This window comes from Achromobacter sp. FW305-C-30-7 (assembly GCF_058783105.1).
The window spans coordinates 22,189-35,409 of the sequence record NZ_JBYSYI010000013.1; the positions used below are offsets into that span (position 1 = coordinate 22,189).

Consider the following 13,221-nt stretch of genomic DNA (forward strand, 5'->3'; position numbering starts at 1 on the left):
TGTAGTGTAGCACCCCTCGTTGGACACTAATTCTAGTGATCGAGTACGACAGGGACAAGAAGAAGATAAGACGAAGTTCACAAAAGATTGTTACCAAATGCACTAGGCGCGCCCAGCAAGGCGCGCCCAGGAAGGTGCCGCTCAGAGCGAATGTTTATGCGGTTTTCCGCAGGGGCATATCTTGCGGGGCAGGCGCCGTATAGGTTTGCATCAAGCGGCCTAACTCCGTCCGATACTTTTCGACGTTTGCAGCCTTCACGTGACCGAAGCCGCGGATGGTTTCTGCAAGGCCGGCGATTGTAGCCGCTTGGGCCAGCTTGTCGCGGGTCAACCCTGCGAGCAACTGGTCTATGGTCTGGCGGTACTCGCGCACCAGCGACCGTTCCATCTTGCGTTCGGCGGTGTGGCCGAAGGGATCGAACCAGGTGCCGCGCAAGCCCTTCAGGCGCGTCAGCATTTTCAGCGCGGTCATGGTGCGCGGACCCAGCGTCATCTTGCGCGGCACGCCGGTGCGCGGATCCTTGCGCGCGAAGATGGGCGGCGCCATGTGGAAGCGCAGGCTGTAGTCGCCTTCGAACTGGCCCTTCAGCTGTGCCTGGAACGACTCGCCGGTGTAGAGCCGCGCGACTTCGTATTCGTCCTTGTAGGCCATGAGCTTGAACAGGCCGCGCGCGACCGCCAGCGCCAGGCGTGGGGTCTTGGCCTCGGGCGCGAGTTCGCGTTCGCGCGCCGCGACGGCTTCGACCACGTTCTGGAACTGGCGGGCATAGCCGGCGTCCTGGTAGGCGGTGAGGTCGTCGATGCGGCGGGCGACGGCGCGCTCGAACGACTCGGGCACATGCAGCTGCACCACCTGGGCGCGCGGCCGCAGCGCGCCTTCCAGCGCGTCGGGCTGGTGCGCCGCGAGGCGGCCGCTGTCGAACGCGGCCCGGTTGGCGGCCACTGCCACGCCATTGAGTTCGATGGCGCGGTTGATGGCCGCTTGCGACAGTGGCACGCCGCCGCGCTGCCAGGCATAGCCCAGCATGAACATATTGGACAGGATGCTGTCGCCGAACAGGGCCAGCGCCGCTTCATGCGCGTCGATCGCGGCGGTGTTGGATTCGCCCGCCGCGTGGCGGATCTTGGCCAGTAGCGCTTCGGGCCGCATGGCGGCGTCCGGGTTGCGGGTGAAATCGGAGACCGGCGCGACGTAGCTGTTGACCGTGACCTGGGTATGGCCGCGGCGCAGCGCGCCTAGCGAATCCGGCGCCACGGAGGCGACCGGGTCGCACAGGATCGCGGCGTCGGCCTGTTGCCAGTCCAGGCGCACCGGGCCTGCCGGCGCGCCGGCAGGCGCCAGGCGGATGTGGCTGACCACCGTGCCGCCTTTCTGCGCCAGGCCGGTCAGGTCGAGCACGGCGGCGGACAGGCCTTCCAGGTGCGCGGCCATCGACACGATGGCGCCGATGGTGATGACGCCGGTGCCGCCCATGCCTGCCACCAGCAGGCGGTAGGGATGGTCCAGCGCGGGCATGGCGGGCAGGGGCAATTGCGCGATCAGTTTTTGCAGGCGTTCCTGGTCGGCCTTGGGCGCCACGCTCTTCCTGGGCTTGCCGCCCATGACGGATACGAAGCTGGGGCAGAAGCCTTCGGCGCAGGAATAGTCCTTGTTGCAGCTGGACTGATCGATGGCGCGCTTGCGGCCATAGGGCGTTTCCAGCGGCACCACCGACAGGCAGTTCGACTGCACGCCGCAGTCGCCGCAGCCTTCGCAGACGGCGCTGTTGATCAGCATGCGGCGTGCCGGGTCGGGGAACTGGTTCTTCTTGCGGCGCCGGCGCTTTTCGGCGGCGCAGGTCTGGTCGTGGATCAGCACGGTCACGCCGGCGATCTCGCGCAGCTCGCGCTGCAGCGCGTCCAGTTCGCGGCGGTGGTGCACCGTGATGCCGGCGCCCAGGTCCACGCCCTGGTATTTTTCGGGCTCGTCCGTGGTGACGACGATGCGCGTCACGTTCTCGCCGCGCAATTGCTGGCAGATGCTGGGCACCGAGATCGGGCCGTCGATGGGCTGGCCGCCCGTCATGGCCGTGGCGTCGTTGAACAGGATCTTGTAGGTGATGTTGGCCTTGGCGGCCACGGCCTGGCGGATGGCGAGATAGCCGGAATGGTAATAGGTGCCTTCTCCCATGTTCTGGAAGATGTGCGGCATCTTGGTGTAGCGCGACAGGCCGATCCAGTCGACGCCTTCGCCGCCCATCTGCGTCAGGCCGCCGGTGTCGCGGTCCATCCAGGCGGCCATGTAGTGGCAGCCCACGCCCGACAGCGCCTGGCTGCCTTCCGGCACCTTGGTCGAGGTGCTGTGCGGGCAGCCCGAACAGAAGTAGGGGCGGCGGCGCATGCCGTCGGCATCGTTGGACAGCGGCGCCTGCCAGGCGAACGCGGACAGGTCGGCCGCCAGCGGCAGGCCGGCGGCGCGGCTGAGCCAGCTGGCCAGCGGCTGCGCCAGCAGGGAAGGACGCAACTGGCCGGCCGAGGGCACCAGCGCGGCGCCGTCGAAGCCTTTCTTGCCGATGACCGAGGGGCGCTCCGGCATATTGAACAGCAGGTCCTTGATCTGGCTTTCGACCACCGCGCCTTTTTCCTCGATCACGAGGATGTGCGACAGGCCGCGCGCGAACTCCAGCAGGCGTTCGCTATCCAGCGGCCAGGTCAGGCCGGGCTTGTAGATGCGCACCGGCGCGTTGGCGGTGACGGTGTCCACGCCCAGGCGCGACAGCGCTTCCATGGTGTCCAGGTGCGCCTTGCCGACCGTGACGATGCCCACGGTCGCCTTGGGCGCCGGACAGGCCAGGCGGTCGATGCTGTGGCGGCGCGCGAACGCGGCCACGGCCTTCATGCGCAGGTTCATGCGCGTTTCGATCGCCAGCGACAGGAAGTCGCGCGCGGAGTATTCGAGCGATTCGGGCGGCATGTCCGGGTCCGCCGGCATGTCGTAGCGCTGGGCGGGGGCGGGGACGAAGGAATGCCCGCATTCGATGGTTTCAGACACGGCCTTGAAGGCGACCCAGGTGCCCGAGTAGCGCGACAGGGCCCAGCCCCAGAGCGCGAAAGTCTCGTATTCGTCGATGGAGGCGGGATGCACGATGGGCATCTGCCAGCCGATCAGCGAGGCCTCGCTGGCATGCGGGATCGAGGACGAGACGGCGGTGTGGTCGTCGCCCACCACCACCAGCACGCCACCGTTGCGCGATGCGCCCGCGGCGTTGCCGTGATGCAGCGCGTCGCCGGCGCGGTCCACGCCCGGGCCCTTGCCGTACCACATGGCGTAGACGCCATCGACGTTGCGGTCGGCGCGCACGCCGGCCTGCTGGGTGCCCATGACGGCGGTGGCCGCCATGTCTTCATTGATGGCGGGCAGGAAGGTTATCTGGTTGGCGTCCAGCACCTTCTGCGCCTTCCACATGGCCATGTCCACGCCGCCCAGCGGCGAGCCGCGGTAGCCCGAGACGAAGCCGGCCGTGTTCAGGCCGCGCTCGCGGTCCATCCGGGCCTGGGTGAGCATGATGCGCACCAGCGCCTGGGTGCCGGTCAGGAAGATGCGGCCGGAGCTGCGAGTGAGGTTGTCGGCGAGCTGGTACTCGAGGTCCAGCTGGGGTTCGGCGGCGGGGGTACCGTCCATGGTGAATACTCCTGGTTTCGGCACCATGATAGGTTCGCGAGCCATCAGGTTTATTGCGTTTTTGGATCGTGCTATCCCTATAATTCGCAATGAACATTTCGTGTACGACAAAAACCAGGAGACTAAGCGATGGACAAGACCGATATCGGCATCCTCAAGGCCTTGCAGGAGGACGGCCGGGCCTCGGCGCAGCAGCTTTCAGAGAAGGTGGGCCTGTCGGCCGCGCCGGTGTGGCGGCGGGTGAAAGCGATGGAAGCCAGCGGGGTGATCCAGGGCTATAGCGCCCAGGTGGACCGCAGCAAGGTGGGGCTGGGCTGCATGTTCGCGCAGATCAGCCTGGAGCGGCATTCTGCCAATACGGTCGAGAACTTCGAGCGCTCGGTGCGCGACGCGCCGGAGATCCTTGAGTGCTATGCGGTCACGGGGGATTCGGACTTCCTGCTGAAGATCCTGGTGGAAAGCCCGGAAGCCTACGACCGGTTCCTGCACCGTTTCCTGTTCAACATGCCGGGCATACGCCAGACGCGCACCATTGTCGCGCTGCGTGAAATCAAGCACGAGCAGCGCCTGCCGCTGTAGGCGCCGCGGTGCCCTCTCTATATAGATATAGGGAGGGCCGCGAGTTTATTGGGGTTGGATGCCGGAAATCCGGATCCATTCCTTCCAGCGCGCCGTGTCTTCCTTCACGAAGGCGTCGAAGCGGGCCACGTCCATCGATTCCGGCGTCAGGCCCAGGGCGCGCAGCTTCTTCGCGGTGGCTTCGTCCTTGACCGCCGCCTGCATGTGGGCGTTCATCTTTTCCACGATCTCGGGCGGCGTGCCCGCCGGCGCCGACAGGCCCAGCCAGCCGGCGACGACGAAATCCGGATAGTAGGTGGTCATGGTCGGCACGCTGGGCCAGGCCGCTTGCGGCTGGGCGCCGGTGACGGCGATGGGGACCAGCCCCTTGCCGTCGATCTGGCCCATCGCGGTGAGGTAGTCGACGAAGGCGAAGTTGATCTGCTTGCCGCGCAGGTCGGTGATGATCTGCGTGATGTTCTTGTAGGCCGCGCCGGTGATCTCGATGCCGGCGCGCTGCTTCAGGAGCTCGGACGGCACTTGCGAGGACGAGCTGTAGTAGCCGAAGAAGACCTGTCCGGGATGCTTCTTGGCGTAGTCGACCAGATCCGGCACCGTGCGGTACGGGCTGTCGGGAGAGACCACGCCGACCGTGCCGAAGGTGCCCAGCATGCCGACCTGGCGGAAGTCCTTCTGCGCGTCGTAGGGCAGGCTCTTGTACAGGAACTGGTTGGCGGAGTGGGTGGAATTGGTGGATAGCAGGAAGGTGTAGCCATCCGCCGCCGCGTTCTTGGCGGCGTTGGTGCCGACGATGCCGCCCGCGCCGGGGCGGTCTTCGACCACGACGGTTTGGCCGGTCTTCTCGCCCAGGTATTGCGCCAGGGTACGCGCGGTGAGGTCGGCCGCGCCGCCCGCGGCGGACGGCACGATAAGGGTCACGGGCTTCTCGGGCCAGCCGGCGGCGTGCGCCGTTGCGGCCAACAGCAGGCCGGCGCCGATCAGGGCCGGACGGATGTAGCGGGGTATGGACATGCTTGTCTCCTGATGGCGCGGTTGCGCGTCGTTGTCGTTGTTGTGGTTGATCTGCGGGGCTCAGCCGAACTGGCCGCGGTGCCAATCCAGGATGGCGGCGGCGCTGACTTGCCACTGGTCCGCGTACATCATGCAATGCGGCTGCCCGGCAAGCACGGCGTGGGAAAAGCCGAAGCGGCGCGCGATCGCCAGGTCCTGGCCGGGCGGATGGCGGTCATGCGTGTCCAGTCCGGCTTCCAGGCACAGGCCGGGCGCGCCGATGGCGGCGGCGTCGACAGGCACGCGCAGCAGGTAGCGGTCGTTGAGCACTTGCGGGCTTTCGGCGCACAGGCGCTGCGATACCGGCGCGACGTCGCGGTCGGGCGAAGTCGCCAGAAAGCGCGCGCGGATTTCAGCGTCGTTCGGCGCGCGGCGAAGCATGCCCTCGGGGACGGGCGGCAGCGCTTGCGCGCCGGGCAGGTCGCCGGGAGGCGACGGCGCCAGCAGGATCACGCCAGCCACCGCGTGCTGGCTGGCGGCCAGCAGCGCCGGCAGTGCGCCCATGCTGTGGCCGACGACGACCGTGGGGCGCGCCAGCGCGTCCAGCGCGCTGACGACATCCTGGGCCAGGTCGGCGATGCCGGCCGACGTAAACGCATCGTCTTGCGGCAGGGCGCCATGGCCGCGCAAGTCCAGCGCCGCGCAGGCCAGGCCGGCGCGGGCGAAATAATCGAGGTAGTGCGCGTAGCACCAGGCGCCGTGGTAGGCGCCGGGCACCAACAGCAGGCCGGGTCTGTCGTCTTGCGGGGCGGCGCCGAGGATCAGGCGGCCCTGGCCGGCGGGGCGGTCGGGCAGCCGGTCGATCAGGCTGAAATCCAGCGGGTCGGTGCAGGCGGGCGGTGGGAACAGCAAGGAGTCGGCATTCATGGTGCGGTCATCTTAGGTGGGGCGATTCGATCAGAAAACTTTATTTTTCATATGATTGGATAAGTTTGACTAATCGATGCCAGCCATGCGCCCCTTGCCTGAGATTTCCATCACGCACTATCGCCACTTCCTGCTGGTGGCCGAGCTGCGCAGTTTCCGCGCGGCGGCAGCCCGGGCCTTCCGCTCGCAGCCGGCGTTGTCGCTGTCCATCCGCGAAATGGAACAGCGCCTGGGGCAGCCGCTGTTCGAGCCGGGCAACCGTGGCACGCTCACGCGTTTCGGGCAGGACTGCCTGCCGCTGGCGCGCGAGTTGGTGCAGCACCACGACCGCGTGGCGGGGGCGCTGTCGGGACTGGCCAGTAACGAGGCCGGCACCTTGACCATGGCGTCGGTGGCTACCGTGGCCACGCATTGGCTGCCGGAACTGGTAGCTGTGTACCGCGAGCGCTATCCGGCGGTGGCGCTGCGCCTGTTCGACGACAACTCGGAGGGCGTAGAGCGCATGGTGCTGGCGGGCGAGGCGGAGCTGGGCGTATGCAGTCCGGTGTCGCAGGATCGGCGGCTGTCGTTCGAGCCCTTGCTGCGCGACGCTTTCGGCCTGGTGTGCCATCGCGGCCACCCGCTGGCCAGGCGCAAGTCGGTGACCTGGCGCGAGATCGAGGATCTGCCCCTGGTCGGCACCATCGCGCACCGCCAGCTTGCCGGCTATCCGCAGGCGGCCTTCATGCTGGACCGGCAGGTCTTCGTGTCCAACATGATGTCGCTGCTGGCCATGCTGGAACGCGGCGTCGGCGTCACGGTGTTGGCGCGGCTGGGCGTGCCGCCGGACTCGCGCGGCCTGGCCTTTGTGCCGCTGTCCGGCCCGCGCATCGAGCGCGAGCTGGGCATCACCCGGCTGGCCGGCCGCAGCCTGTCTCCGGCCGCCGCGCGCATGGAGGAAATGCTGCGCGCGAAGGCGGCGAAACGCGGCCGCACTGTCGCTTGAAACCAACGCATTTTTGCGATTTACGGCCATAAAACAGGCCAATTCCGGGGGCGACTGTTGCGCAATTGCACGCGCTGCGGATCGCCGTTGATTCTTCGCAAACGGCTCTTTAGAGTGCGTGATGTTTGCTGCGCGAGGGATGTGCCGGGATGATCGGCGCGGCGCGTCGACAGACGTGTTGAGGAAGTCATGAGCAGTGTGTATTTGCGTACGGCGGGCATCGCCTGCGCCGTTCTGATCCTGGCCGGTTGCGCCGCCAGGAAACCCGCCACCATCACCGAGGCCCAGCCCGCGGAACCGCCCAAGCCGGTGGCCTGCGTGCCCGCCAAGGCCGGCGATCCGATGATAGGCACGTGGCTGTCGAACACCCGCCCGCGCGACGTCAGCGGCGATCTGCAATCGCTGATCGTGCTGTCCCCCGACGGCACCATGGCCTACGAATCCCTGCTGAAGATCGGCCGCAAGACGCGTCCCGCGCTGCGCGAGACCGGCTGCTGGAGCGTGGCGGACGGCATCTACACGATGCAGACCACCAAGTCCGCCGGTGAGCTCGTGGACGCCAACGATCCTATCTACCTGAACCGCTACCGCGTCGAAAAGGTCGAGAAGACCCGCCTGACGATGCGCGAGCTAAAAAACGGCGGCCAGGTCATGACCGCGCGCCGCATGCCCGCGGGCTACCGCCTGCCTTACTGAGCGTTGCGCCGGGCGGACATTCTGCCCGGCGGCAAAGCCAGGATGGCCGGGCTGGGGTAAGGTGCGGTCTTCAGCCACCGCCCCGTCGCCGGTCATCCATGCCCGCCCTTTCCTCCGAAGCGCGCGCCATCGCGCTGCTTGCCTTGGCCGCCTTCGTCAGCGCCAGCGCGTTCCGCATCTGTGATCCCATGTTGCCGCAGCTCGCGGCGGAATTCGGCACCACCACGGGGCAGGCCGCGCGCGCGGTGACCGCGTTCGCCGTGGCTTATGGCGTGCTGCAGATGTTTTTCGGCCCCCTGGGCGACCGCTACGGCAAGTATCGCGTCGTCAGCATCGCGACCTTTGCCTGCGCCCTGGGCAGCGCCGGCGCCGTGATGGCCGGCTCGCTGGACGTGCTGGTGTTCTGCCGCGTCCTGTCCGGCGCCGCGGGGGCGGGCATCGTGCCACTGTCCATGGCCTGGATCGGCGACAACGTCCCGTATGAACGCCGCCAGGCGACCCTGGCGCGCTTCCTGACCGGCACCATCCTCGGCATGTCGGCCGGCCAGCTGGCTGGTGGCCTGTTCGCCGACACGGTGGGTTGGCGCTGGGCGTTCGCTGCGCTGGTCGGCGGCTACCTGATAGTGGGCGTGCTGCTATTGCTGGAAGTGCGGCGCCAGCAGGTCTCGGGCCTGGGCCGGGTGGACCCGGGCGCGGTGCGCCAGGGTTTCGTGGCGCAGGCGCGGCTGGTGCTGGGCACGCCCTGGGCCCGCATCGTGCTGGCGACCGTGTTCGTCGAAGGGTTGCTGGTCTTCGGCGCCCTGGCCTTCGCGCCTTCCTATCTGCATGAACGCTTCGATATTTCCTTGACCGCCGCGGGCGCGTTGGTGGCCGTGTACGCCGTGGGCGGCCTGATCTATACGGTGGTGGCCGGCCGCATCCTGAAGCGCCTGGGCGAACGCGGCCTGGCGATCGCCGGCGGGCTGGTGCTGGGCGTGGCGTTCCTGTCCTATCTGCTGGGGCCGGTCTGGATGTGGAGCTTGCTGGCCAGCGTGTTGGCGGGCTTCGGCTATTACTTGCTGCACGCCACGTTGCAGACCAACGCAACCCAGATGGTGCCCTCGGCACGCGGCACGGCGGTGGCCTGGTTCGCGTCCTGCCTGTTCATGGGGCAGGCGGCTGGCGTGGCGCTGGCGGGCGCGGTGGTCGACGAGATCGGACCGGGCGCGCTGTTCGGCGGTTCGGCGGCGCTGCTGCCGCTGCTGGGGGCGTTCTTCGCGCGTGCGTTGAAGGCGCGCGCGGCGATTCAGCAGGCCTGAGGGGCTGTCGCAAGCAAACAGGCAAACAGGCAGGCAGGCTGAAAACACCGCGGGCCTTGCTCATCCTGGAATGAGCAAGGCCCGCGGTGTTTTCGGCAGATGCGTTTAGATCGCTGCCAGGCGCTTGAGCACCGTCTGCTTGCCCAGAAGGGCCAGCACCGCGTCCACTGCCGGGGTCTGGGTCTGGCCGGTGACGGCCACGCGCAGCGGGATGGCCAGTTGCGGCATCTTCATGCCGCGGTCGGCCAGCACGGCCTTGATCAGGGCGGACAGGGCTTCGCGAGTCCAGTCCGTGTCCTGGGCGCGCTGGGCAAAGTCGGCCAGCGCTTCGCGCGCGGGGGCGGTCAGGTGCTGCTCGGCCAGCTCGGCGGGCGCGCCCTTGAACTCGGCGCAGAACAGCATGGCGCCGTCGGCCAGTTGCTCCAGCGTTTCGGCGCGGTCCTTCAACAGGCCCATGACGCCCGGCAGGTCGATCTTTTCCGGATGGCCGCCGCGGTTCGCCACGCGCGGCGCCACGCGCTCGGCCAGTTCGGCGTTGTCCATCTGCTTGATGTAGTGGGCGTTAACCCAGTTCAGCTTCTTCGGATCCCACTGCGAGGCCGACTTGGACAGGTGCTTGGTGTCGAACCACGACACCAGCTGTTCGCGCGAGAAGAGTTCGTCGTCGCCGTGGCTCCAGCCCAGGCGCGCCAGGTAGTTGACCATGGCCTCGGGCAGATAGCCCTCGTTGTCGTACTCCATGACGTTGACGGCGCCGTGGCGCTTGGACAGCTTTTCGCCGTCCGGGCCCAGGATCATGGGCACGTGGCCGTACTCGGGCAGGGCGGCGCCCAGCGCGCGCAGGATGTTGATCTGGCGCGGGGTGTTGTTGACGTGGTCATCGCCGCGCAGCACATGGGTGATGCCCATGTCCCAGTCGTCGACCACGACGCAGAAGTTGTAGGTGGGCGTGCCGTCCGGGCGCGCGATGATCAGGTCGTCGAGTTCGGTGTTGTCGAAGCTGATCGTGCCCTTGACCATGTCGTTCCAGGAGGTCGCGCCTTCCTGCGGGTTCTTGAAGCGCACCACGGGCTTGCGGCCTTCCGGGATGGCCGGCAGGGTCTTGCCGGGCTCGGGACGCCAGGTGCCGTCGTAGCGCGGCTTGTCGCCGCGTGCGCGGGCGGCTTCGCGCATGGCTTCCACTTCCTCGGGCGAGCTGTAGCAGTGGTAGGCGGTGCCGGCGGCCAGCATCTGCGCGACCACTTCGCGGTAGCGGTCCATGCGCTGCATCTGATAGAAGGGGCCTTCATCGGGCTGCATGCCCAGCCAGTCCATGCTGTCCAGGATGGCCTGCACCGCTTCCGGCGTGGAGCGTTCGACGTCCGTGTCTTCGATGCGCAGCACGAAGGTGCCCTGATGGTGGCGCGCGAAGGCCCAGGAGAACAGCGCGGTGCGTGCGCCGCCCAGATGCAGGAAACCCGTGGGCGAAGGCGCGAAACGGGTACGAATGGGGGTAGAGGCGTTGGAAGTCATAGGTGGCAATGATAGCGGCTGCGGCGCCACAAATCGGCGTCAGGCTGGGCCCATGTCAAACGTAGGGCGGGGTTGTCTTGTTACGATGAAGGGTATTTTAGATTAGGGCCTGCTAACACCATGTTGCGACACGCTCTCGCCCCGATGTTCGAGCCCGCCTCGCTGGTGATCGTCGCTGACCGGCCGCTGCCGGCGGCGGCTTCGCTGCCGCCCACGCTCAAGGGCAAGACCACGGTGGTTGCCTGCGAAGTCGGCGCCGCGCCGGATCTGCCGGACACGCTGCAAGGCCTGGCCCCGGGCGAGCGGCCTGATCTGGCCCTGGTTTGCGTGTCGCCGGCGGTCCTGCCGGAAACGCTGCGGCGGCTGTCGCCCCTGGCGCCGCGTTCGGTGATCTTGCTGCCGCATGAACTCCCGGATCCCTATCCGCGCGGCACGCTGGCGCTGTGCCGCGCCTGGGCCGAGGAAAACCGCTGCGAACTGCTGGGTCCGCGCTCTTTCGGCGCCCAGCGGCCGCACGCCGGCCTGAACCTGAGCCAGCACCCGGTGCTGGCGCGCGCCGGCCGCGTGGCGCTGCTGGCGCAGTCGCGCTCCATCATGGCCGCGGTCATGGATTGGGCCGAGGACGTGCACATCGGCTTTTCCACCGCCGTGTCGCTGGGCGACGAGGCGGTGGTGGGCCTGTCCAAGGTGCTGGACTACCTGGCCAGCGATCCGCGCACGGACAGCATCGTGCTCTATCTGGAAGACGTGGGCCCGGCCCGCGAATTCATGAGCACCTTGCGCGCCGCGGCCTCGGTCAAGCCCGTGATCGTGCTGAAGGCGGGGCGCGCCGACACCGATAGCGCCGACGCCATCTTCGACGCGGCCCTGCGCCGCGCAGGCGCGGTCCGCGTGCGCTACTTCGTGCAGCTGTTCTCGGCGGTCAAGGTGCTGGGCTATACGCGCCGCCCCAAGGGCCGGCGCGTGGCGCTGATCTCCAACGGCAGCGGGCCTCCGCAACTGGCGATGGACCTGATCGGCCCCGACGCCGCCGTGCTGCGTGCCGAACTCGCACCGGCGACCCAGCGCGCGCTGGTGGCCATGCTGGAGCCGGACGCGGCCACGGCGAATCCCGTCATCACCTTCACGCCGCTGACCCCGGAGCGCATCCGCGCCATGTTGGACGCGGTGCTGGACGACGCCGGCGTGGACGGCGTGCTGGTGCTGTTGGCGCCCGACGCGCTGGCGGACATGCCGGCGGTGGCGCGCGAGCTGGCGCAGATCGCGCCCAAGGCGAAAAAGCCGGTGGTGACCTGTTTCATGGGCGACGCCGGCATGCGGCCGCTGCGGCGCATGCTGGACGACGCGGGCACCTCGGCGTTCCGCACGCCCGAATCGGCCGCCGACGCCTTCGGCGTGCTGGCGACCCATCACTACAACCAGCAACTGCTGCTGCAGACGCAGCCGCCGGAACCGGCCACCCACGTGCCGGACCTGACGGCCGCGCGCGAGATCCTGGCGCGCGTGCGCGCCGAGTGCCGGCGCGAGCTCAATACTTCCGAAATCCGCAGCCTGCTGGCCCTGTTCTACGTGCCGCTGCGCGACACGCCGATGGACGTGGCGGCCGCCGAGCCGGAATCCCGCCCCATGGCGATCCGGGTGCGGCGCGATCCGCAGTTCGGCCCGGTCATCCGTTTCGGCGCGGGCGGTCCCGACGCGGTGTTGTCCCAGTCCGACCGCGGCGTCGACCTGCCGCCGCTCAACGGCTTCCTGGCCCGCCAGCTGATCGAGCGCAGCCGGCTGTGGCGTCGCGTGCTGGCGCCGCGCATCGGCCACATGGCCGCCGAGGCCTTGCAGCAGGCGGTGGTGCTGGTGTCCGAGCTGGTGTCGGAACTGCCCGACATCGAGTCCCTGGACATCGACCCGCTATATGCCGGCGAAACGCATCTGCGCGCCGGCGGACTGCGCATGACGCTGACCGAGAAGCCGGGCTGCGCAACGCCGCAGACCGCCGGCTATCCGCATATGGCGATCCATCCGTATCCGGCGCGGCTGGTGCAGGTGCGCCGCTTCGCGGACGGAATTCCCTGGGTGCTGCGCCCCATCCGTCCCGAGGACGCCGATCCGCTGCAGGAGTTCATCCGCGGCCTGTCCGAGCGTTCGCGCTACATGCGCTTCGTCTCCATGATGCGCGAGCTGACGCCGCGCATGGTGTCGCGCTACACGCAGGTGGACTACCACCGCGAGCTGGCCCTGGTGGCCGCCACGCAGGTGCCGAACCCGGCCAACCGCGGCCATCCGCGAGAGGTGCTGGTGGGTTTCGCGCATTACCTGCGCAATCCGGACGGCCGGGGAGCGGAGTACGCCCTGGTGATCGGCGACGACTGGCAGCGGCGCGGCCTGGGCCGCCAGCTCATGACGGCGCTGATCGATGCGGCGCGCGAGCAGGGGCTGGAGTACATCGACGGCCTGGTGCTGTCGACCAACCGGCCCATGCTGGCGCTGATGACCAGCCTGGGCTTCACCAACGACGCGGATCCGGAAGACCCGACCATGCGCCGGGTGTGGCTGGACCTGGCCTGATATCAGGCTCG

At 68.3% G+C, this 13,221-nt stretch carries 9 protein-coding genes; 5 read left to right on the plus strand and 4 right to left on the minus strand.

The genetic code is table 11. The annotated features are described in order from the left end of the window. Positions 1 to 154 precede the first annotated feature (154 nt). Positions 155 to 3,661 carry an indolepyruvate ferredoxin oxidoreductase family protein gene (locus tag AC3WOB_RS28795; protein WP_492276909.1) on the minus strand — a complete coding sequence of 1,169 codons (3,507 nt, stop codon included), beginning with the start codon at positions 3,659 to 3,661 and terminating at the stop codon, positions 155 to 157. Positions 3,662 to 3,790: 129 nt separating this feature from the next. Here AC3WOB_RS28795 and AC3WOB_RS28800 point away from each other — a divergent pair, with 129 nt between their 5' ends. Continuing rightward, positions 3,791 to 4,240 carry an Lrp/AsnC family transcriptional regulator gene (locus tag AC3WOB_RS28800; RefSeq protein ID WP_008159001.1) on the plus strand — a complete coding sequence of 150 codons (450 nt, stop codon included), beginning with the start codon at positions 3,791 to 3,793 and terminating at the stop codon, positions 4,238 to 4,240. Between the two features lie 45 nt (positions 4,241 to 4,285). Here the strand turns inward: AC3WOB_RS28800 and AC3WOB_RS28805 are convergent, their stop codons facing one another. Further along, positions 4,286 to 5,251, minus strand: coding sequence for a Bug family tripartite tricarboxylate transporter substrate binding protein (locus tag AC3WOB_RS28805; RefSeq protein ID WP_013391392.1), 966 nt, complete (start codon positions 5,249 to 5,251; stop codon positions 4,286 to 4,288). 60 nt (positions 5,252 to 5,311) lie between these two features. After that, on the minus strand, positions 5,312 to 6,157 hold the full coding sequence (locus tag AC3WOB_RS28810) for an alpha/beta fold hydrolase (protein WP_492276910.1): 846 nt from the start codon (positions 6,155 to 6,157) through the stop codon (positions 5,312 to 5,314). An 85-nt stretch (positions 6,158 to 6,242) separates the two neighbouring features. On the opposite strand from AC3WOB_RS28810, the gene AC3WOB_RS28815 reads away from it, so the two are divergent. The 3 genes from AC3WOB_RS28815 (at position 6,243) to AC3WOB_RS28825 (ending at position 9,136) form a co-directional block, all read left to right on the plus strand. Further along, entirely contained in the window at positions 6,243 to 7,142 is a 900-nt protein-coding gene (locus AC3WOB_RS28815) for a LysR family transcriptional regulator (protein ID WP_088138264.1), read from the plus strand. A gap of 189 nt (positions 7,143 to 7,331) precedes the next feature. Continuing rightward, the gene (locus AC3WOB_RS28820) at positions 7,332 to 7,838 is read left to right on the plus strand and encodes a hypothetical protein (protein WP_013391395.1); all 507 of its coding nucleotides are present in this window, start codon (positions 7,332 to 7,334) and stop codon (positions 7,836 to 7,838) included. Between the two features lie 98 nt (positions 7,839 to 7,936). Then, positions 7,937 to 9,136: an MFS transporter gene (locus tag AC3WOB_RS28825; protein ID WP_013391396.1), complete on the plus strand. Its 1,200-nt coding sequence runs from the start codon at positions 7,937 to 7,939 to the stop codon at positions 9,134 to 9,136. A 105-nt stretch (positions 9,137 to 9,241) separates the two neighbouring features. Here AC3WOB_RS28825 and gltX read toward each other — a convergent pair whose 3' ends face one another. After that, positions 9,242 to 10,648 carry a glutamate--tRNA ligase gene (gene gltX, locus AC3WOB_RS28830; RefSeq protein WP_492276911.1) on the minus strand — a complete coding sequence of 469 codons (1,407 nt, stop codon included), beginning with the start codon at positions 10,646 to 10,648 and terminating at the stop codon, positions 9,242 to 9,244. A gap of 120 nt (positions 10,649 to 10,768) precedes the next feature. On the opposite strand from gltX, the gene AC3WOB_RS28835 reads away from it, so the two are divergent. Further along, positions 10,769 to 13,210 (plus strand): bifunctional acetate--CoA ligase family protein/GNAT family N-acetyltransferase, encoded by a 2,442-nt coding sequence (locus AC3WOB_RS28835; RefSeq protein ID WP_041652161.1) that lies wholly within the window; start codon positions 10,769 to 10,771, stop codon positions 13,208 to 13,210. Positions 13,211 to 13,221 lie beyond the last annotated feature (11 nt).

Coding starts and splice junctions, on each gene's coding strand:
- AC3WOB_RS28810 (WP_492276910.1), bottom strand. CDS start 6,157: ATGAATGCCGACTCCTTGCTGTTCCCACCGCCCGCCTGCACCGACCCG.
- AC3WOB_RS28820 (WP_013391395.1), top strand. CDS start 7,332: ATGAGCAGTGTGTATTTGCGTACGGCGGGCATCGCCTGCGCCGTTCTG.
- AC3WOB_RS28815 (WP_088138264.1), top strand. CDS start 6,243: ATGCGCCCCTTGCCTGAGATTTCCATCACGCACTATCGCCACTTCCTG.
- gltX (WP_492276911.1), bottom strand. CDS start 10,648: ATGACTTCCAACGCCTCTACCCCCATTCGTACCCGTTTCGCGCCTTCG.
- AC3WOB_RS28805 (WP_013391392.1), bottom strand. CDS start 5,251: ATGTCCATACCCCGCTACATCCGTCCGGCCCTGATCGGCGCCGGCCTG.
- AC3WOB_RS28825 (WP_013391396.1), top strand. CDS start 7,937: ATGCCCGCCCTTTCCTCCGAAGCGCGCGCCATCGCGCTGCTTGCCTTG.
- AC3WOB_RS28795 (WP_492276909.1), bottom strand. CDS start 3,661: ATGGACGGTACCCCCGCCGCCGAACCCCAGCTGGACCTCGAGTACCAG.
- AC3WOB_RS28835 (WP_041652161.1), top strand. CDS start 10,769: ATGTTGCGACACGCTCTCGCCCCGATGTTCGAGCCCGCCTCGCTGGTG.
- AC3WOB_RS28800 (WP_008159001.1), top strand. CDS start 3,791: ATGGACAAGACCGATATCGGCATCCTCAAGGCCTTGCAGGAGGACGGC.